The following is a 19,926-nucleotide window of genomic DNA, read 5'->3' as shown; positions in this document are numbered from 1 at the left end:
GCACGGGGTTGACGGCTCTGCGGGGCGGGAGTAGCGCCGGGCACGGCCGGCACCCGCCGCGGCCGGCCGCGATCAGGCGATCGCGGCCCCGGCGCGTGCGTCGACGGGGGTGAGCGTCCCGAGCCGCGCCTCGACGTCGCGGGCCGCGGCGAGCGCGACGTGGTCGCCGTTGCGCGGGCCGATGAGCTGAACTCCGCTGGGGAGCCCGTCCTCGTCGAGTCCGGTGGGGACGGCCACCGACGGCAGGCCGAGGAAGTTCACCGTCACCAGGAGGCGGTGATCGCGCCACAGCTCGGTCGTCGCTGCCGGTCCCGAGAGGTCGAAGCCGATCTCGGGCATGCGCCGTGCCGACACCGGACCGAGGATCACGGGGTGCTCGGCCTGGAACCTCTCCCACGCTCCGGCGATCACGACGCGCTGCGCCCACGCGGCACCATAGGCCTCCCCCGACTCGAGCACCTCGATCTCTTTCACGTTGTCGAGGAAGTAGCGGGTCGAGCCCTCCGACAGCGGCGCGGGCAGAGCGCCGGGAAGGAATGCGCCCACCATCTCGGTCGAGGAGATCCGGCGCCAGAGGGTCGCGGCCTCCTCGATCATGGGCGGCTCCACCTCCACGACCTCCCAACCTGCTGCGGCCAGCGCGCCGGCCGCACGGTCGATCGCGTCGGCGACCTGCGGGTCGACGCCCCACCCGAGCGGATCGCGCACCACGGCGACGCGACGTGGCCCGTCGTACGACGCGGGATGCCGGATGCTCAGGGCGGTCGGGTCGCTTCCGTCCGCGCCGTGCATCAGCGTGAACGCGACATCCAGGTCGTCGACCGAGCGGGCGATCGGGCCGTTCACGGCGAAGAGGAGCAGCGACAGCGACACCGGCTCGTTCACCTCGAGCGTCGGCGCGGGGATGCGGCCTGCCGAAGGACGCAGCGCGCAGACGCCTGCGGCGTACGCGGGCAGCCGCAGCGACCCGCCGTAGTCGTTGCCGAGGCCGAGCGGCGTCATGCCCGTGGCGACGGCCACGGCATCCCCGCCACTGGATCCGCCGGGCACGCGTGCCGGGTTCCACGGGTTCACGGTGCGGCCGAACAGGTCGTTGTCGGTGTCCCACCGCAGTCCCCAGTCGGGCATGTTCCCGCGGCCGATCGGGACGGCTCCGGCCTCGAGGAGCCGGCGGACCATCGTCGCGTCATGGGCGGGGACGGCCTCGGCCAGGAACGTCCAGCCGCTCGTCGTCGCCGACCACGTCAGGTCGATGTTCTCCTTCACCGTGAACGGCACGCCGGCGAGCGGACCAGGGTCCTCGCCGGCCTCCAAGGCGGCGTCGACGCGATCGGCGAGGGCGCGGGCGCGGTCGGGGAAGACCACTGTGAGCGCGTTCACCACCGGGTTGATCTCGTCGATGCGTGCCAGGTGCGCGTCGACCGCCTCCCGCGCGGTCGACGCGCGGGAGCGGATCGCGTGGGCGAGCTCGCGCACGCCGTAGTGCCACAGGGGTCGGTCGGTCATCTCTTTCCTCCAGGGGTCACGATCCGGTTGGTGGCGGTGGCCACGGCCGGCAGGGGGGTCGTGCGGGCGGGGAGCCGGCGACGGGGCACCCAGCCCTGCCGCGGGATCGAGTCGATCAGCATGCGCGTGTAGTCGGCGCGCGGTTCGTCGAGGACGTCGGCGATGGGCCCCTGCTCGACGATCGCGCCGGCGCGCATCACCACGACATGGTCGCAGACGCGTCGTACCGTGGTGAGGTCGTGCGAGATCATCAGCAGCGCGACGCCCGTCTCGCGGCGGATGCGGTCGAGGAGGGTCAGGATCTCGACCTGGGTCGTCACGTCCAGCGCCGACACCGCCTCGTCCAGCACGAGGATCTCGGGGTCCGCGGCGAGCGCACGCGCGATCGCGACGCGCTGCCGCTGCCCTCCCGACAGCGAGCGCGGCTTCTTGCCGGCGAGCTCGAGGTCGAGAGTCACCGCCGTGAGGAGTTCGTCCACGCGTGCGTTCAGCTCGGCGCGGGAGGCGGCGGGCCGATGCACCGAGACAGCTTCGGCGAGACACTGCCGCACGGTCTGACGACGGTCCAGCGACTGGTACGGGTCCTGGAACACCATCTGCGCGATCCGGGCACGCGCCCGCCGCCCGCGCGCACGGCGTGCCGGCGTCGTCCAGTCCTCCCCCTTCACCGAGACGGTGCCGGCGTCCGCTCGCTCGAGCCCGCAGATGATGCGCGCCGTCGTCGACTTGCCCGAGCCTGATTCGCCGACGATCCCGAGCGACCCGCCCGGGGCGAGCGTGAACCCGACGTCGTCGACGGCGACGAACGTCTCACGCACCCCCGACGCCGACCGCACGGGAAAGGTCTTGCGCAGGCCCTCGACCACCAGCACCGGCTGGTCGCCGCCGCCGCCGTGCGCCAGCAGGTCGGTCGGCAAGGAGGCCGACAGCAGCCGGCGCGTGTACGCGTCGGTCGCGTCCTCGCGCATGCGGGCCGCGGCGAGCGTCTCGACCGTGCGGCCGTGCTGCATCACGGCGACGCGGTCGCATACGGCGCCCGCGAGCGCGAGGTCGTGGGTGATGAACAGCAGCGCGAGGTCGCGATGCGCGCGGAGGTCGGCGATCACGGCCATGACCTCCTCCTGCGTCGTGACGTCCAGCGCCGTCGTGATCTCGTCGGCCAGCAGGATCGGCGGGTCCATCGCCAGCGTCGCCGCGATCATGACGCGCTGCAGCAGACCGCCCGACAGGTCGCCCGGTCGCTGCCGCATGCGGCGGCCGGGATCGGGGATGCCGACCTCGGCGAGCAGGTCGATCGCGCGCCGCGCCGCGGCATCCGGCCTCTCCCCTGCCACCGACACCAGCGCCTCGGTCATGAAGTCGCCGATCGTGCGCAGCGGATTCAGGTGCGCACGCGGCGTCTGGAAGACCATGCCGATGCGCCGGGCGCGGATGTCGCGCAGGCGCTTGGCGGTCATCTCGGCGATGTCCTCGCCGTCGATGCGGATGCTGCCGCCCTGGGTGAAGCCCTCGGGGAGCAGTCCCGCGACCGCGCGCACCGAGAGCGTCTTGCCGGATCCGGACTCGCCGACGAGAGCGAGGGCCTCGCCACGGCGGACCTGCAGCGTGCAGTCGTGCACGAGCGTGCGGGGACCGCCCGGTCCCGGGGCGGCGATCGACACCCGGTCGAGTTCGAGGACGTTCTGCGTCACTGGTCGGCTCCTTCCGCCCACGTGGTCACGCGGGCGCCGAGGATGTTCACCGCGAGCACCGTGACCACCACGAGCAGCGCCGGGAACATCGACTGCTCGGGGGCGCCGTTCAGCAGAGCCGGCTGCCCGCCGGCGATCATGACGCCCCAGTCCGACGACGGCGGCTGCGCGCCGAGGCCGAGGAACGAGATCGCCGCGAGGTCGAGCATCGCGTAGCCGAATCCGACCGTCGCCTGCGCGAGGATCGTGGGCAGGAGCGCGGGAACCACGTGCCGGAAGCAGATGGCCCCCGATCCGACGCCTTGGATCCGCAGAGCGGCGACATACGGCTTGGACAGTTCCTGCCGAGCCGCCGCCCGCACCAGCCGCGCCACGATCGGCACGTAGGCGATCGACAGCGCCACGATCGGAGCGACCAGCCCCTTGCCGAACATCGAGACCGCGAGGATCGCGAGCACGAGTCCCGGGATGGCGAAGATCACCTCGATGAGGCGCGAGCTGACGCCGTCGACCCAGCCGCCGAACCAGGCCGACGCGATCGCGACGGCCGATCCCAGGACGGCCGAGGCGAGCACGACGACGACAGGGGCGAACACGCTGGGCGCTGCGCCCGCGAGAACGCGGGACAGGATGTCGCGGCCCAGGTCGTCGGTGCCCATCGGGTGCGCGGCGCTCGGCGCGCCCGAGACCGGGCCCACGAAGAGCTGGTCGGGCGGGTAGGGCGCCAGGAACGGCCCGAAGAGTGCCAGCACGACGATGACCGACATCACGATGGCCGCAACGATGAACAGCGGGTCGAAGACTGCGACCCGGCGGGCGAAGACCGGCACGCGGCCGCCGGCGAGTTGAGCGACGCTCATGCGGTCCTCCTCGGCTTGACGGAATCCGGGTCGATCAGCGCGATCGCCACATCGGCCACCGCGTTGAGCACGACGAACAGGAACACCAGCAGCAGCGAGATGACCTGCACCACCGGCAGGTCCTTGCGCGCGGCGGCCTCGGTCAGCAGCGAGCCCAGCCCGCCGATCCCGAACGCCTGCTCGGCGATCGCCGAGGCCGCGAACAGTCCTGCGATCGTCGCGCCCGAGATCGCGAGGATCTGCGGTGACGCGTTGAGGAAGACATGACGGCGGAAGATCTGCCCGCGAGGGATGCCTCGCACGCGCGCGGTGTCGACATGCTCGGCGTGCAGCTGGCCCACGACGGCGCCGCGTGTGATGCGGCTCGTGTACGCGATGTAGAGCACCGCGAGCGAGATCGCGGGGAGCGTCAGGTGGAAGAGGTTGTCGAGCAGCCCCTCGCCCGAGCCGTACACCGGGAACCAGCCGAGCACACGGCCGAACACCCAGATGAGGAGGATCGCGACGACGAACGTCGGCATCGCGACGCCGATCGACGTCGCGATGAGCACCGACCGATCGGCCGCACGTCCGCGGGTCGCCGCGACGATCCCGGAGCCGACCCCGAACACCAGGATCAGCACCAGCGTGTACGCCACCAGCAGCACCGTGATGCCGAACCGCGGGGCGATCAGCTCGACGACCGGCGTCCGGTAGACGAACGAGGTGCCGAGGTCGCCGCTGAGCACTCCCCCGATCCAGTGCAGGTACTGGATCCACACCGGCTGGTCGAGGAGGTACTGCTCCTTGATCGCGGCGATCATCTCCGGCGTCGGCCGGAGCCCGCCCGCGAGCGCGACCACCGGATCGCCGGGTGTGAGCAGCACCGCCGAGAAGATCAGGACGCTCGACAGGAAGAGGGTGAGCAGCAGTCCGCCGATCCTGCCGAGGAGCTGCCGGGCCACCGTGGCGGTCATACGGGCTCCCCTCTCTCGGTCGCGGCGCTCACCGGCCGCCGAGATGCAGCGCCCACGGGCTCGCGTACGCGGCCACGGAGGTCGTCGCACCGGTGAGCGCGTCGTTCAGGAACGTCGTGTGATACGAGCCCGCGAGACTGACCTGCAGCAGGTCGGGGGCGAAGATCTCCTGTGCGGCCACGTACGCCTCGGCCGCCGACTCGGCATCCGGCGCGGTACGCGAGGCCTCCAGCAGTCCTGTCACCTCGGGATCGGCATAGCCGCTCCAGTTGAAGATGCCTCCCAGGTCAGGAGGGAGGAGGAAGAGCTGCGGGTATGCCAGCACCCCCGGGGTCTCCATGTATCCGGAGGTCGCCACGAAGTCGAGGTTCTCCCGCGGCGCGGGATCGGGAAGGAAGATCGCGGCGAAGTCGGCGGCCTGACGCTCGTCGATCTCGACCGTCAACCCGATCTGCCGGGCCGCGCTCTGGATGATCGCGGCGGTCTGCGAGAGCTCCTTGCTGCCGGCCGGGATCGCGACGCGCAGCGGCACCGAGACGTCCTCGCCCGACTCCGCCACGAGCCGCTTCGCCTCGTCGAGGTCGACCTCGGGAGCGGCGAGGGCGTCGTACCCGGCCTGATAGTCCTCGGCCGCGGACGACCCCGACCACGAGAAGGGCGTCACGAAGGTGCTGATCGGCTGTCCGAGCCCGCCGAGGACGGTCGAGATGTACTGCTCGCGGTCGATCGCAAGGCTCAGCGCCTGCCGGATCATGGGGTTCGCACCAGCGCCGGACTCCCGCGCGGGACCGAACGAGAACGACGCCGTCGACGGCCCCACCACCAGACGCCCGGTCTCGGACGCCTCGAACGAGGAGCGGCTGGAGGGCGGCACGTTGAAGGCACCGTCGACCTCGCCCTCGAGCAGCGCGTTGGTGAGCGTCGTGCCGTCCGAGATGAACCGGAACGTCAGCTTCTTCGCCAGTGGAGCGCCGTCCCAGTACGACTCGTTCGCGACGGTCACGATCTCGCGGCCGGGCGTCCAGCTCGCCAGCTTGAAGGGTCCCGCACACAGGAGCTCGCCGCCGGACGTGCCCAGCGCCGGGCCCTGCGCCTCGCTCACCGCCTTGTTCAGCACCGCCCCCGCGCCGCCGGACAGGGCGTCGCGGAACGTGGAGTCGGGAGCGACGAAGCGGATCGTCACCTGACGCTCGCCGGTGATCTCGATGCCGTCCTCGGCAGCGACGAGCACGAACGCGCCGTAGAACGCCGACGTCACATCGGTGCGGTGGCGCTCGAGGCTGTACACGACGTCCTCGACCGTCACCGGCGTCCCGTCCCAGAACGTGACGCCGGGGCGGATGTCGATGACGAAGGTCACCGGGTCGGCCCAGTCTGCCCGCTCGGCGATGCCGGGTGCCACGCCGAAGTCCGGCTGCACGCGCAGCAGGCTGTCGCACAGGTTGGGCTGCACGAAGTTGTAGTCGGCTCCCGGGACCAGCGAACGCGGCTCGCCCTCGACCAGCGCCCACGTCACCTCGTCGACCTCGGCCGTGCCGGCGGGGAGCGCGGCGACGAGCTCGACCGGACCCGCGTCGGCGTCATCGGTGGGCGCCGTCTCGCCGTCGCGCGGCGTGCACCCCGCCAGCAGGACGAGCGCCGTGCCTGCGGCGATCGCCGCCAGGGCCTTTCCTCGGAATGTCATGTCGATTCCTCTCGGTTGTCGGATCGGCTGCGCGTCAGCGCACCACGAAGACCCGGACGCACACCTGGCCGTCCTCATCGCGCGCGAGCCCCACGAACTGGTGCTCGGCGAGCCAGCGGTGGGCCGCGGCATCCGTCTGGAACACCGGCGCGGTGCGGAAGTAGTACTCGTCCTCGGGCACGTTCTCTCCCGCCTCGAGGCGCGCGATCACCTCCGCCGAGGCGCGGAAGTAGCCGCGGTTGAGGATGTCGATGACGGAGCCGTCGCTCGCGCGAAGCAGGTAGCGCGCCTCGAGCTGCGCGGTGCGGGCGCGATCGACGGCCCAGTCCCCGCCGTAGGGCAGCACCTCTCCCGACAGGAGCGGGCCGGCGACGGTGCCGCCCGAGATCGGCGTGAACGTCAGCTCTTCGTCGGCGCTGCGCCCGATGCGAAGATGCGGGTCGACGTCGACGCGGATCTCGAACGCGAACTCCAGAATGGGATCGATCATGCGGGGGCCTCCTCGGCTCGCGGGTCGGGTGAAACGGTGATGATCACGCGCAGCGGGTCGTCCCCGCCGAGCGTGATCCGCTGGCGGTTCGGCACGGTCTCGATCGCGCCCCACGGCTCCTCGCCGGTGCCGGACTGCGGGATGAACTCGGGGAAGTCGCTGCTGTGGACGTGCAGGCGCAGCCGGTGCCCGGCGCGCAGCCGGTATCCGGCCTGGCCGAGGTCGATGTCGACCGACGCCGGCTCGGTCGCGTCGTGCACCTGCACCTGTCCGCGGGCGATGCGCAGCGCGGTGCCGTCGGGCGCGACGTCGAGGAGGCGGGCGAAGACGTCCATCACCGGGCCGTCGGACGAGACGGATGCCGCGACCCGCACCGGACCGGTGAGATCGACGTCGCGCACGAACACGTCGGTCGTGAACGCGAGGACGTCGTCGCGTTCCCCGATGCCCGACTCGTCGGGCCGGTGCTGCAGGTAGGCGAACGCGTTCGGCACGCTCGAGGGCACGAGGTCTGCCGGGTCGTGCACCCACTCCAGGTCCGTCGCACGACCAGGACCCTCGGGCGAGAGCCCGCCGCCGGCCGACGCGTAGAGGATGCGGGTCGTGGCGCCCGGAGGCGGCCAGCTCTCTCCGGTGCGCATCCCCGTCGTGCCGGCGAGGTTCCATGCCACCCGGGGGATGTCGGCGGGCCGGCCGTTGCCCCGCACGAACACGTCGAAGAAGTCCGCCGCGGGCTGCAGCATCCGTGACAGCTCTTGACGGATCTGCTCGTCGGAGCGCGACTCCGCGCGCGACTCTTCGGGATCGTCCAAGTAGTACGCCTCGTGGTCCATCGACTCGATCCGCAGGAAGTGGTTGAGCGCCCACGCGGGTCGCCGCTCGATCTCGGCGACGTCCGCCCAGGACAGCGGTGCGCAGTTGTCCCACCACCCGATCGTGTGCAGCACCGGTACGGGGCGGGCGTCGAAAGGGCTGGCGAACGGGAAGCGCGGCAGATGCACGGGCCGCGGATACCACTGGTCGTACGACACGGAGCGGGAGCCCAGCCGGCCGACGATCTCCTCCGCCTGCGCGCTGAACGGACGCCGCGCGGTGTCGAGCTCCCAGAAGTAGGCGTCCTGCGAGTGGAAGTACGTGAGCGGGTACAGGTACGTGATCGCCCATTCCACCGGGCGCACGCGCTCCCCGCGGATCGCACGCACGGGCTCGCCGAGCATCGTTCCGGTCACCCGCGGGGCGATGGCCTTGAGCGCCGGGTGCTGCGACGCGGCGGCCGCCCACTGGGTGTAGCCGTAGTAGCTGTCGCCCCACATCGCGACGCGCCCGTTCGACCACTCCTGGCGGATGATCCATTCGATCGTGTCGTAGCCGTCGTCGACTTCGTTCACGAACAGCAGCGCGTCGCCCTCGGAGCGGAACTTGCCCCGCACATCCTGCGCGACCACGCGGTAGCCGCGCGCGGTGAAGTACTCGGCGATCAGCGGGATGAACGTGTATTCGCCGCTCTTGTCGTACGGGAGGCGGATGAGGATCGCGTCGCCGGGCGTGCGGTCGGGATCGGCCGGCGCCCCCGGAAGGTACACGTCGGTGGCGAGATGCGCGCCGTCGCGCATGCGCACACGCTGCTCGTGTGCGGCGGGGCTGACCGGTGCGGGTGCGACGTGGACGATCTGCGTCACGATGTCTCCTCTTCGAGCGTGATGGGAGCAACGGTAGAGAGGGATCTGTTCTTAGTCAAGTCTGACTAGACAATAAACTGGGACTCCAGTCCGATATGGTGCGAAAGGGAGGTACCGATGGCTCGACCATCCGTCGCCGATGAGCGGATCCGGCAGATCGTCGACGCGACGATCCGCACGATCGGCGCGCACGGCATCACCGGAGCGAGCCTGGAGCGCATCGCCGAGGAGGCGGGCATGTCGCGCGGACACGTGCGGCACTTCGCCGGCAACCGCGAGGAACTGCTGCGCGAGAGCGCGCGCCGGTTCTACTACGACGGCATGGAGGGAGAGTCGGTTCTCCCAGCCGGCACGACCGACGTCGATGCAGCCCTGGACCACCTCTTCGGCGAGGAGTTCTCCGCCCCGGGCAATGACAACGCGGTCGTCCTCGGGTTCGTCGAAGCGGCCCGCACCGATCCCGTGCTGGCGCGGCTGCTCGTCTCGGCGTATCAGGGCACGCACGACCTGCTCGCCGAGCTGCTCGAACGGTCGCACCCGGCCGCAGACCGGGCCGCCTGCGAGAGCGTCGCCTACGGGGTCGTGGGCATCGCCCTGCACAACGTCTTCCTGAGCGACATCGCCTCGGAGGCCACCGGCACCGCGATCGCCCGCGCCGCAGCGGAACGGCTGATCGCGACATTGGACTGAGCAGCGCCGCGCGGGGTGACCTGCGACCGCGCGACCGGCAGACTATGCCCATGACCGGGACGCCGCGCTCATGGGTGCTGCACGTCGACCTCGACCAGTTCATCGCGGCCGTGGAAGTGCTGCGGCGGCCCGAGCTCGCGGGCAAGCCCGTCATCGTGGGCGGCCGCGGCGACCCCACTGAGCGGGCCGTCGTCTCGACCGCCTCGTACGAGGCGCGCGAGTTCGGTGTGGGATCGGGGATGCCGCTGCGGATCGCGGCGCGGAAGATCCCGGATGCCGTCATCCTGCCGGTCGACGCTCCCGCCTACCTTCACGCCTCGGAGACGGTCATGGCGACGCTGCGAGCGCAGCCGGGAGCGGTCGTGCAGGTGCTCGGCTGGGATGAGGCGTTCGTCGGCGTCGAGACCGACGACCCCGAAGGCTACGCCCGCCGCATGCAGCAGGCGGTGCTCGACGCGACCCGGCTCCATTGCAGCATCGGGATCGGCGACACCCTCGTCCGCGCCAAGGTGGCGACCGGGTTCGGCAAGCCCCGCGGCACGTTCCGGCTCACCGCCGAGAACTGGCTGGAGGTCATGGGCGGACGACCCACCATCGACCTGTGGGGCGTGGGCTCGAAAGTCTCGAAGCGACTTGCGGCCCTCGGCATCCGCACCGTGTCGGAGCTCGCCGTCGCCGAAGACGACGTGCTGACGACTGAGTTCGGGCCCCGCATGGGTCTCTGGTATCGCCAGCTCGGACGCGGCGACGGCTCGGCCGTCGTCGACGACACGCCCTGGGTCGCCCGCGGCCACAGCAAGGAGACGACGTTCCAGACGAACATCGTCGACCCCGCCGAGATCGAGGCGGCCGCGCGGCACCTGCTCGACCAGGTGCTCGACGAGGTCGCCGCCGATGAGCGCCCCGTCGTCGGGCTCGGGCTGAAGGTGCGCTATGCGCCGTTTCTCACCAAGACCTTCACGAAGAAGATCCCCTCGACCTCCGACCGCGACACCGTCATCGCGCGCGCGATGGAGCTCGTGGCGAAGATCGAACCCGATCGGCCGATCCGCCTCCTCGGCATGCGGGCCGAGATGTCCATGCCCGAGGATGCGAGAGAGGGGCATACCCCGACGCGCGGCGGGTGGTGAGCCGGCGGGGGAATGCGCCCGGCTCGCGCGGTCGATGACCTCGCAGCCTTAGCATCGAAGCGATCGGCGAGAGAGACGACATGAGGAGGATCATGAATCTGACGAGCCTGTACCCGGTGCTCATGACGACGGATGCCTCGGCCGGCGCCGCCTTCTACCGAGAGCACTTCGACTTCGAGGTCGCGTTCGAGTCCGACTGGTACGTGAGCCTCCGCCGCGGCCCGTGGGAGCTCGCCGTTCTCGACGCGAGCCACCCGACGATTCCCGAGCGGTTCAGGGGGCGCTCCGCGGGCGGCCTGCTGCTCAACCTCGAGGTCGACGACGTCGACGCCGTCCACGACCGGCTGCTGGCCGCCGGCGTCCCCCTCGTACAGCCACTCCGGTCGGAGGACTTCGGTCAGCGGCATGCCATCTTCGCCGGCCCCGACGACGTGCTTCTCGACGTCATCACCCCGATCCCACCGACCGGAGAGTTCGCGGAGCAGTTCTCCGCGGAGGCGCTCGGTGAAGCACAGGCACGCACCAGCGAGGTCGCGGCGGCCCACCCGATCTCGCCGGCGTGATCCGCCGCCCGGCGTCCGGCTGGCGGCGCGGCGGGTGCTGGGCGCGGGCGTGGCATGCCGGGCAGGGCGGAGACATGTGATCTTCCCCCGGCTCGGCGCCTGACGCCGCGCTGCGCGAGCTTCGCCACCGCGGACCCTGGCGGCGCGACCACGCGTGCGTCACGAACTCGGCTCAGCGTGCTCCGCCGACGGGTCCGGTCGTCGAGCGGATCACCAACTCCGGATCGAGTGTGACCGACGACGGCGCTCCCCCGCGCGTGAGATCGCGCAGCAGCGTCGCGGCTGTGCGACCCATGAGTCGGCGCGGCTGGTTGACGCTGGTCAGCGCAATGGGCTGAAGCTGGGCGAGGATCGTGTTGTCGTAGCCCACGACCGAAACGTCGGCGGGCCAGCTGAGACCCAGGTCGGCTGCGGCGCCGAGTACACCGAGCGCTGCGAGGTCGTTCGAGGCGAGGATCGCGGTGGGGCGCTGCGGTGAAGAGAGCAGTTCGCGGCCCGCGGCGTAGCCGCCGTCCTGGTTGGGTGCAGCATTCGCGACCTGCGCTCGGTCGGCCAGCCCGACGGCGGTCATCGCGCGCAGGAAGGCATCCTCGCGCGCACGAGCACCCGGGTTCGCGCCGGCGGCGACGAATCCGATGTCTTCGTGCCCGAGCGCGAGCAGATGATCGAGCGCGACGCGCACCCCCTGGGCGTCGTCGGTGAGTACGCGACCGGTGCCGACGGGGCGCGGACCCGGCCGCCCGACGATCACGGTGGGCACGTCTGCGGCGATCGCCTCGATCTCTTCGGTGCTCATGGTCGGGGTGATGAGGATCAGGCCCTCGGCGCGCAGTTCGACGAATGCCTCGGCAGCGGCCTTCTCCTTTGAAGGTTCGCGCTCGCCGCTTGCGATCAGCACTTGATGGCGGAGGTCTTCCGCCGCTTCGAGGATGCCGTCGATGACCTCTGTATAGAAGGGGTTGTGCAGGTCCGAGACGAGGACGCCGAACATGTCGGTCCGCTGGCTCGCCAACTGGCGAGCCGCAGCGTTCGGGCGATAGCCCAGTCGGCGCATCGCCTCGTGCACGGCGCGCTTGCGTTTGTCGCCGACTTTCTCAGGTTGCTGCAGGACGAGTGAGACGAGGGATCTCGACACGTTCGCCTCGCGAGCGACATCCGACATCGTCGGCCGCCGGGCCCCTTGCGCCGACGACCCCGAGGCGCCGGTCATCCCTTCACCGCCCCGGAGGTGAGTCCGGCGACGAAGTACTTCTGCAGGAAGGCGAACAACAGCGCGACCGGGATGATGGCCAGAACGGAGCCGGCCATCAGCAGGTCCCATTCGGTGGCGAACTGACTGCGCATGCTCGCCAAACCTACAGGGATGGTGCGCAGGTCGGCATCATTCACCGCGAGCGAGGGCCACGCGAACTCTCCCCACGTCCACATGAACTTGAGCACGGCGAGCGTGCCGTACATCGCCAGCGCGTTCGGCACGAGGACCGACCACAGTGTGCGCAGGCGGGAAGCGCCATCGATGAACGCGGCTTCGTCGAGCTCGCGCGGCATCGCCATGAACGTCTGCCGCAGCAGGAAGATGCCGGTCGGACTCACGACGTAGGGGGCGATGAGCGCCGCGTACGAGTTGAGCCAGCCCAGATCGCGCATCTGGATATAGAGCGGCACGAGGATGACCTGCGCCGGGATCATGATCGCCGCCACCACCAGAAGCATGACGATCGGCTTGCCCCAGAAGTTCATGCGCGCAAGCGGATACGCGATGAGACTGTCGAAGACGAGGTTCGCCAGGACGACGACGACGCATACGAGCAGAGAGTTGAAGAACCATCGCGCGAAGTCCTTCTGCTCGAACAGACGTGCGTAGTTGTTCAGGGTCACGTCGGCGAACGCGAACACGTCCATCTGCGCTCCGAGCAGGTTCTGCAGCGGTTGCAGAGACGCCAGCAGCATCCAGACGAACGGGACTCCGCAGAACAGCACGATGCCCACCAGGGCGACCACGTAGCCCGTGCGTTTCAGCGCCGCGTTCATGCCGTGACCTTTCGTCGAGCGACCAGCTGGAGCGAGAGCGGGATCAGCACGAGCAGGAACAGCACGGCTGTGCCCGCCGCGGCGAAGCCGATGTCGATCTGCATGCGCGTATAGAGGAACGTGATGATCGTGAGCGTGGCGTTCCCGGGGCCTCCCTCGGTCATCACCCACACCTGATCGAACACCTTGAACGAGTTGAAGATCAGCAGCACCAGCACGAAGAGATTGACCGCGCCGAGCATGGGGAACTTGACACGCCAGAAGGTCTGGGTGGCACTGGCCCCATCGATCGATGCCGCTTCTTCGATCTCACGCGGAATCTGCTGCAGACCGCCCAGAAGTACCAGCATGTAGATGCCGAAGTCCTTCCAGACCGACACGAGCATGACCGACGGCAACGCCAGCGCAGGGTTCTGCAACCATGCCGGGCCGTCGATCCCGAAGACGGCGAGAACCTGATTCAGCGGACCGCCCGTCGGTTCATAGATGAACTTCCAGATCACACCCGCCACGACCATCGGGATGATCGCCGGCAGAAGCGTGACGGTGCGAACCGCTTTCACTCCGGCAATCGCCTTGTTGAGCATCACGGCGGTCCCGAGCGAAAGGGCATAGGCGGTCACCGACACTCCGACGGTGTAGACCAGGGTCACGATCAGCGACTGATGGAACGTCTCCGACGCGATCAGGCGTTCGTACTGCAGCGTTCCGACGAACTTCGGGTCCCCCAGGAGATTCCACTGGAAGAAGCTCAGTCCGAACGCCTGGCCCAGCGGCCAGTAGAGGAAGGCGACGAGCGGGATGAGCCCGGGGAGCATGAACAGCCACGCAGAGATTCCTTCGCGCCGCGCCGCGCTCATCCCGCGTCGTCGCGTCCCCATCAGTAGCTCGCCACCTCGAGTGCCTCGTCGACCGCAGCATCGATCGCTGCGAGCGCATCGTCGATCGACATGTCTCCATTGATGGCGGCCACGATGTACTGCTTCTGAGCCTCCCACCGTGCGGCTTGCGCATGGCGCTCGGCGACGATGTTCGACAGGCTGGCGCGCTGAAGCTGCTCGAGCAGCGCCCCGCGGTTCGGGTCGGCCTCGATGAGGGCCTCGACCTGTCCACGGACCTCGTCGCTGACCTCGTCGAGGTCGTATGCGAACAGCGGCGCCTTCTCCATGTAGCGCAGGCCCTGCTCAGGCGAGGTCATCCACTTCATGAACGTGCCGGCGGCCTCGAGCTCTTCGGATGCCGCGTTGGCGACCAGGAACTCACCATCGGTGTAGGAGCTCGCCGTGTCAGGCCCCTCGGGCATCGGCGCCAGACCCCACTCGTCCGCCAGCGTCGACGCCTCGATCTCGGGCAGGTGCAACTGCTGGAACGTGAACATCGCGACCGTGCCGTCGATGAACCCGCCCTTGGCGCTCGGACCGGGCGTCGAGATGCCCTCCTCGACGAAGCTGCGCAGATACTCCAGCGCCTCGCGCCCGGACTGGGAGTCGGCGTTCGCCTTCGTGAGGTCGTCGATCAGCTGCTCCCCACCGGCCTGGTAGAAGAAGTTCGCCCACGTGTGGTTGATCGCGTTGAGGTGATCGTCCATGCCCTTGATCTGGAAGCCCATGACGGGATCCCCCGCCGCCGCGGACTCCGTGGTGATGGTCGCAGCGGTCTCCTTCAGTTCTTCCCACGTCTCGGGTGGCCCATCGAAGCCGTACTGCTCGAGCAGTGTCGCGTTGTAGTAGAGGACATTCGTGTAGTAGCCGATCGGCACGCCGTAGATCTCGCCGTCGTAGCCGGCGGCCGCCTCGATGATGTCGAGGAACGGCTCGACCTCGTCCTGCGTGTATCCGAGATCGGCGAGCGATGCGAGCGATCCCGACGTGAGGAAGTCCTGGTTCACCGGCGCCATGATGAAGACGTCGGGGCCGGTCCCCGCGCCGACCGCCTGGATGATCTTGTCGCGTCCATCGGCCCACTGCAGTCCGGTCAGCTCGACCACGATGTCGTCTTGGCTCGCGTTGAACTCGTCGACGTACGCGGCGACATCCTCTTCCGTGTGACCGCCGAACGGCATGCTCCAGAACTCGATGGTCACGGGTCCTGCGTTCTGGTCTTCCGGGCCGCCGTCCCCCGTGTCGCTTCCGGTGCTGGAGCATCCGGCGAGGATCAGGGTGACGGCCGCCGCGGCCGCAAGCCCTCCTGCTGCTTTACGCTGAAACATCTTCGTCTCTCCTTGGTGTTGGGTGTGGGCGTTTTCGAGTCGTCAGTCCAGAATCACGCCATCGGCCCGTAGCGCATTCTGCAGTGCGGTCATGTCCAGATCGCGCACGCGCGTGCCAGAGGCCGCCGCGAGACCCGCCGCGGTGCCGGCGGCCTGCCCCATCGCCATCGCGGTAGCCGTGACACGCGACGAGCCAGCGGCTCGGCGTGTCGCCGAGTGGCAGCGGCCGGCGACGAGCAGGTCGTCCCAGCCCTGAGGCAGGAGCGTGCGGAACGGGATGTCGTAAGGCTCGGGCGTCCACGCGTCGTAGTCGTGGGTTCCCGCACGATCGGTGGGGTGGACGTCCACGTAGAAGACACCCTTCAGCACGGCATCCTCGAATCGACGGCTCGTGCGGATGTCGTCCTCGGTCAGTTGATAGTCGCCGACGATGCGCCGAGTCTCGCGGACCCCGACGGAGGGTCCGCTGTAGATCAGGTAGGCGGCGCGAAACTCCGGCACGCGCTCCCGCCAGGCGCGCACGAGTGCGTTGGCGTCTTTGCGGCCGCGGATCTCGGCCGCGGTGAGATCGGCAGGGTCTGTGCCGTCTCCGGGCATACGCGTGATGTTGAACACCAGTTCGTCGGGTGCGTGTGCGAAGTCGTCGTGTTCGGCGTGGAAGAAGTACAGCCCGATGTCACCGGACTCGTGCAGGTCTTCGACCACTTCCCGCATGCGGGAAGTGAGGGTGTCGCTGTCCTCCACGTTTCCGACGCGGAAGTGAAGCGTGAGCGGCTGCATGGGCATGCTGCGCTCGATGGGCGCCCCTGCCCAGGCCGCGACGTCTCCGTCACCGGTCGCGTCGATGGTGACCTTCGGTCGCACGACAGTGAGTCCAGCCTTGTTGGCCAGCACCACGTCGTCCACGCGTCCGTGGGTGGCGCGAACGGCCGCGACCGAGGTGTGGAAGAGCAGGCTCAGTGAGTCGCTCTGCTCCGTGAGCATCTCGTCGGCGACGTTCTTGAACGCCTCGGGGTCCAGCGGGAGGAAGGGGTGTTCGAGATGCGTCTGCCCGACACGAGCAAGACCCAGCCGCTGCAGCACCTCGACGGGGATGCCCCCCAAGGCGATGCGGCCGGTGCCGAGGTGGGCGATGCCGTCGAACCACGGGTTCCCGACGCGCGTCAGGATGCCGCCGGCGAAGCCCGCCTGCTCGACCAGCAGGGTGTCGGCACCGTGACGGGAGGCCGCGAGGGCGGCGCCGAACCCGGCGCACCCCCCACCGGCGACGAGCACGTCGACATCGGTGACGGGAAGGTCGGCTACGAAATGCGTGGTGGTCATCCTTGACTTTCTGAATTGTTGCGCTCCAAGTACGTCAGACCGTACACGGTGCCGGCACAGACCACAACCTCGTAACCCACGATCCTTGAAATAGCGGGGCGCCAGGGCGCCGACCGCGGCGGCGGGATCGAGCCAAGGAGCGGCGTGAATCGATCCGTCCAGCCTCGATTGTTGGTGCGCTCCAACGGCCCCGCTCGTCGGTTGCCCCTTGCGTGGCCATGACACAGCGCCTGAGTCTCCCGCTGCGCCCGGGCCCCCTCCGCCCACCGGTATGGTTCTGCCATGCCGATTCCGATGGAGAACCTGGGCGCCTTCGCCGTCGCATGCGTGGTGTTCGTCGTCGTGCCGGGCCCCAGCGTGCTCTTCGTCGTGGGCCGGTCCATCTCGCTCGGTCGGCGGGGCGGTCTTCTGAGCGTTGCCGGGAACACCTTGGGCACGGTCCCCGCAATCATCGCGGTCTCGTTCGGACTCGGCGCGATCATCTCCGCGTCGGCCGTTGCGTTCACGGTGATGAAGATTGCCGGGGCCGCGTACCTGGTGTGGCTTGGGGTGCAGGCGATACGGCATCGACGGGATTCGTCCGACCAGGGATCGATGTCCTCCGTCTCGTCTGCGACGCTCCTGAGACAGGGCTTCGTCGTAGGTCTCACCAACCCGAAAGCGCTGGCGTTCTTCGTAGCCGTCCTGCCTCAGTTCGTCGCTCCGTCTGCGGGGCCGGTATGGGCGCAGCTGCTCCTCCTCGGGCTGATGCTCCAGATGATCGGGCTCCTGTGCGATACGGTCTGGGCGCTCCTGGCAGGAGCGGCCCGGTCGTGGTTCGCGCGATCTCCTCGCCGATTGAGCGCGATGTCGGTGTCTGGTGGCGTCATGATGATCGGGCTCGGCGGCGCGCTCGCAGTGAGTGGCGCGAGAGACTAGGCCGGGCGGAAGCCACGGCCCACCGCCTTCCCTGAGCAAACGCGAAGCTTGATGTCTATCGCCGGCTTCGGGTGTGCGAGCGCTCTCACCGAGAGAACTCGAGTCGCCGCCGTGCGATCGAGTTCCTGTACCGGAGCGGTACGGAAATGGCTATGCTCACACGCATGACGAGAACCGCGCGACCGCTCTCACGAGAGCGCGAGGCTCGCCTCTTCGAGGCCGCCGCGCGGGTATTCCTGACGCGCGGGTTCGAGGCATCCTCGCTCAACCGCATCATCGACGCAGCCGGCATGCAGAAGAGCTCGTTCTATCACTACTTCGCCGACAAACGCGATCTCCACGATCGGATGCTGCAGACACTCATTGCCACGCTCTCGGAGTACGTCCGCCTCCCCGACCTCCCGACGCTCAACGCGCCCTCGTTCTGGCCGGCGATGTATCTGCTGCTCGACGACGTTGGGCGCATGACCGGCGAGCGTCCGGAGACGATCGAGCTCGCGCGAGTGTTCCACGCGGCGGCCGAGGATGACGAGGCCGTGCGGCTGCGGGCCGCAGCGCGGTCATGGACGGATGCCGCTCTCGCTCGCGGAGTGGAGTTGGGTGTGGTGCGCGCCGACCTGCCGACGCAACTGCTCGGCGACATCGCTTTCGCCGCGGTCGTCGCGGTCGATCGGTGGGCACTGAACCCGGATGCGGGTCCGGACGCCTCGGACCAAGCGCACCGTGCCCTGGAGGCACTGAGGCGACTGTTGGAAGGGAGCTGAGAATGGCCACGGTGCTCTTCTGTCCCGTCACGTTCAACCTTGCTGAGACCACCCGGATGATCCAGGTCGCGCGCGCTCTGGACCCGGCGCACCGGGCCGTGTTCATGGGGTACGAGGACGACTTCGTTCATCTCATCACGGATGCAGGAATGGAGTACCGCGCGTGCAGGCCGTCGTGGGGTCCCGCCGAGCGCAAGCAGGCGATCGACTTCGACCAGGGCAAGGCGCTGCGCAGCCCCTTCACGAACGAACTCGTGAGTGCACGTGTCGGTGTCGAGCGCTCGCTCATCCGCGAGCTCGACGCGAAGGCTGTCGTCACCGGCTCGAACATCACGTCGTTCGTCTCAGCACGCGCCGAGAACATCCCGGTGTTCTACCCCGTGCCGTTCGCCCTCACCCGAGCCCAGGTCGAGCAGACGGAGCACATGGAATTCGTGCGCGGGGACGGGCTGCTCGCACGCACAGCGGATCGCATCGCGACGTCGGCCTTCCGGTGGGTGTACACGAAGGCACCACTCGCGCCGAAAGCGTTCACCAAGGTCGCGAGGGCCAACGGCGTTCCCCCGCTCCGGACGATCGCTTCGCTTCTGACAGCCGACCGAAACCTGCTCACCGAAATGGAGTGGGAACTCGACGGCTTCGACATCCCGCCTGACTTCGAGCGCGTCGGGCCGATCTTCGCGCACATCGACTCCCCGATGCCCCCGATCGTCGAGCAGCTGGCGGCCGCACCCGAACCGCTGGTCTACCTCGGCCTGGGCTCCAGCGCGAACCGCAAGCTCGCTCTCGCGGCCGCCCACGCACTCGGCGCGCTACGAGTCAATGTCGTCGCGCCCATCCGTCACTATTTGAAGCCCGGCGACAGTGTGCCACCCAATGTTCACGTCACGGACCTGATCCCCGCGCACCTTCTCGGAGGCCACGTCGACGCCGCGGTGTTGCACGGTGGACAGGGCACCGTGCAAACGGCGTGTGCGACCGGCATCCCGTTCGTGGGCATGGGCCTCCAGCCGGAGCAGACATGGCATGTGCGGATGTGCGAGAGGCGAGGGAACGCGCTCGCGGTGTCACCGAAGGCGGTCTCGAAGCCCGCCTTCACCGCCGCGGTAACACGCGTCCTGACCGAGCCGTCGTTCCGCGCGGCTGCATCCGAGGTGCGGGCCGCCTATGCCCGCGAAGACGGCGCCGCCGCCTCGGCTCGTCTGATCGAGGACGCCCTTCAGCGGAAGGCAACGTGAAGAAACCTGGACAACCGGGCGTCTTGTGGCGGAGACGGAGGGATTTGAACCCTCGGTCCCCTTACGGGGACTCCACCTTAGCAGGGTGGTGCACTAGGCCTGACTATGCGACGTCTCCAGGCATCCGAACGGCCGTGGCCGACGAACACACCTGGCAATCATAACTGCTGCGCGCGTGAGCGCAGAACCGGCGG

Annotated in this window: 18 protein-coding genes and 1 tRNA gene; 6 read left to right on the top strand and 13 right to left on the bottom strand. The window is 69.2% G+C overall.

Annotated features, from left to right (window positions below; all coding sequences use genetic code 11):
- Positions 1–72: 72 nt before the first annotated feature.
- The 7 genes from IM778_RS02460 to IM778_RS02430 are packed head-to-tail and all read right to left on the bottom strand — an operon-like array spanning position 73 to position 8,866.
- On the bottom strand, positions 73–1,506 hold the full coding sequence (locus IM778_RS02460; protein ID WP_194410527.1) for an amidase: 1,434 nt from the start codon (positions 1,504–1,506) through the stop codon (positions 73–75).
- Entirely contained in the window at positions 1,503–3,197 is a 1,695-nt protein-coding gene (nikE, locus tag IM778_RS02455) for a nickel ABC transporter ATP-binding protein NikE (RefSeq protein WP_194410526.1), read from the bottom strand. Before nikE ends, IM778_RS02460 begins: the two co-directional genes overlap by 4 nt.
- Positions 3,194–4,057, bottom strand: coding sequence for an ABC transporter permease (locus IM778_RS02450; RefSeq protein ID WP_194410525.1), 864 nt, complete (start codon positions 4,055–4,057; stop codon positions 3,194–3,196). Before IM778_RS02450 ends, nikE begins: the two co-directional genes overlap by 4 nt.
- Positions 4,054–5,013 carry an ABC transporter permease gene (locus IM778_RS02445; protein WP_194410524.1) on the bottom strand — a complete coding sequence of 320 codons (960 nt, stop codon included), beginning with the start codon at positions 5,011–5,013 and terminating at the stop codon, positions 4,054–4,056. Before IM778_RS02445 ends, IM778_RS02450 begins: the two co-directional genes overlap by 4 nt.
- A 28-nt stretch (positions 5,014–5,041) precedes the next feature.
- Entirely contained in the window at positions 5,042–6,697 is a 1,656-nt protein-coding gene (locus IM778_RS02440) for an ABC transporter substrate-binding protein (protein WP_194410523.1), read from the bottom strand.
- A gap of 34 nt (positions 6,698–6,731) precedes the next feature.
- Positions 6,732–7,187, bottom strand: a complete 456-nt coding sequence (locus IM778_RS02435) for a DUF3237 domain-containing protein (protein WP_194410522.1) — start codon at positions 7,185–7,187, stop codon at positions 6,732–6,734.
- Positions 7,184–8,866, bottom strand: coding sequence for a CocE/NonD family hydrolase (locus IM778_RS02430; RefSeq protein ID WP_228484706.1), 1,683 nt, complete (start codon positions 8,864–8,866; stop codon positions 7,184–7,186). Before IM778_RS02430 ends, IM778_RS02435 begins: the two co-directional genes overlap by 4 nt.
- Positions 8,867–8,983: 117 nt before the next feature.
- Here IM778_RS02430 and IM778_RS02425 point away from each other — a divergent pair, with 117 nt between their 5' ends.
- The 3 genes from IM778_RS02425 to IM778_RS02415 all read left to right on the top strand — a co-directional run bounded on the left by IM778_RS02425 (position 8,984) and on the right by IM778_RS02415 (position 11,249).
- Positions 8,984–9,556: a TetR/AcrR family transcriptional regulator gene (locus IM778_RS02425; protein WP_194410521.1), complete on the top strand. Its 573-nt coding sequence runs from the start codon at positions 8,984–8,986 to the stop codon at positions 9,554–9,556.
- A gap of 50 nt (positions 9,557–9,606) precedes the next feature.
- Positions 9,607–10,686 carry a DNA polymerase IV gene (locus tag IM778_RS02420; RefSeq protein WP_194410520.1) on the top strand — a complete coding sequence of 360 codons (1,080 nt, stop codon included), beginning with the start codon at positions 9,607–9,609 and terminating at the stop codon, positions 10,684–10,686.
- A 92-nt stretch (positions 10,687–10,778) separates the two neighbouring features.
- Positions 10,779–11,249: a VOC family protein gene (locus IM778_RS02415; RefSeq protein WP_194410519.1), complete on the top strand. Its 471-nt coding sequence runs from the start codon at positions 10,779–10,781 to the stop codon at positions 11,247–11,249.
- A 172-nt stretch (positions 11,250–11,421) separates the two neighbouring features.
- Here the strand turns inward: IM778_RS02415 and IM778_RS02410 are convergent, their stop codons facing one another.
- The 5 genes from IM778_RS02410 to IM778_RS02390 are packed head-to-tail and all read right to left on the bottom strand — an operon-like array spanning position 11,422 to position 16,812.
- Entirely contained in the window at positions 11,422–12,411 is a 990-nt protein-coding gene (locus tag IM778_RS02410; protein ID WP_194410518.1) for a LacI family DNA-binding transcriptional regulator, read from the bottom strand.
- 44 nt (positions 12,412–12,455) lie between these two features.
- Complete coding sequence (locus IM778_RS02405) at positions 12,456–13,280, bottom strand: carbohydrate ABC transporter permease (RefSeq protein WP_194410517.1); 825 nt, start codon at positions 13,278–13,280, stop codon at positions 12,456–12,458.
- The gene (locus tag IM778_RS02400; protein WP_194410516.1) at positions 13,277–14,140 is read right to left on the bottom strand and encodes a carbohydrate ABC transporter permease; all 864 of its coding nucleotides are present in this window, start codon (positions 14,138–14,140) and stop codon (positions 13,277–13,279) included. Before IM778_RS02400 ends, IM778_RS02405 begins: the two co-directional genes overlap by 4 nt.
- 20 nt (positions 14,141–14,160) lie before the next feature.
- Positions 14,161–15,489 carry an ABC transporter substrate-binding protein gene (locus IM778_RS02395; protein ID WP_194410515.1) on the bottom strand — a complete coding sequence of 443 codons (1,329 nt, stop codon included), beginning with the start codon at positions 15,487–15,489 and terminating at the stop codon, positions 14,161–14,163.
- 42 nt (positions 15,490–15,531) lie between these two features.
- A complete protein-coding gene (locus IM778_RS02390; protein WP_194410514.1) occupies positions 15,532–16,812 on the bottom strand; it encodes an FAD-dependent oxidoreductase in 1,281 nt (426 codons plus the stop codon).
- Positions 16,813–17,106: 294 nt separating this feature from the next.
- Here IM778_RS02390 and IM778_RS02385 point away from each other — a divergent pair, with 294 nt between their 5' ends.
- The 3 genes from IM778_RS02385 (at position 17,107) to IM778_RS02375 (ending at position 19,732) form a co-directional block, all read left to right on the top strand.
- Positions 17,107–17,730, top strand: coding sequence for a LysE family translocator (locus IM778_RS02385; protein ID WP_228484705.1), 624 nt, complete (start codon positions 17,107–17,109; stop codon positions 17,728–17,730).
- A 164-nt stretch (positions 17,731–17,894) separates the two neighbouring features.
- Positions 17,895–18,494 carry a TetR/AcrR family transcriptional regulator gene (locus tag IM778_RS02380; RefSeq protein ID WP_194410512.1) on the top strand — a complete coding sequence of 200 codons (600 nt, stop codon included), beginning with the start codon at positions 17,895–17,897 and terminating at the stop codon, positions 18,492–18,494.
- Positions 18,495–18,496: 2 nt separating this feature from the next.
- Positions 18,497–19,732 carry a glycosyltransferase gene (locus IM778_RS02375; protein WP_194410511.1) on the top strand — a complete coding sequence of 412 codons (1,236 nt, stop codon included), beginning with the start codon at positions 18,497–18,499 and terminating at the stop codon, positions 19,730–19,732.
- Positions 19,733–19,758: 26 nt separating this feature from the next.
- On the opposite strand, the gene IM778_RS02370 is transcribed toward IM778_RS02375, so the two are convergent.
- Positions 19,759–19,850: transfer RNA gene (locus IM778_RS02370), tRNA-Ser, on the bottom strand.
- Positions 19,851–19,926: the final 76 nt, after the last annotated feature.

It is taken from the genome of Microbacterium cremeum (genome assembly GCF_015277855.1).
Taxonomy (GTDB): Bacteria; Actinomycetota; Actinomycetes; order Actinomycetales; family Microbacteriaceae; genus Microbacterium; species Microbacterium cremeum.
The sequence above is the reverse complement of the archived record's forward strand: the minus strand, read 5'-3'. Positions and strand labels throughout refer to the sequence as shown.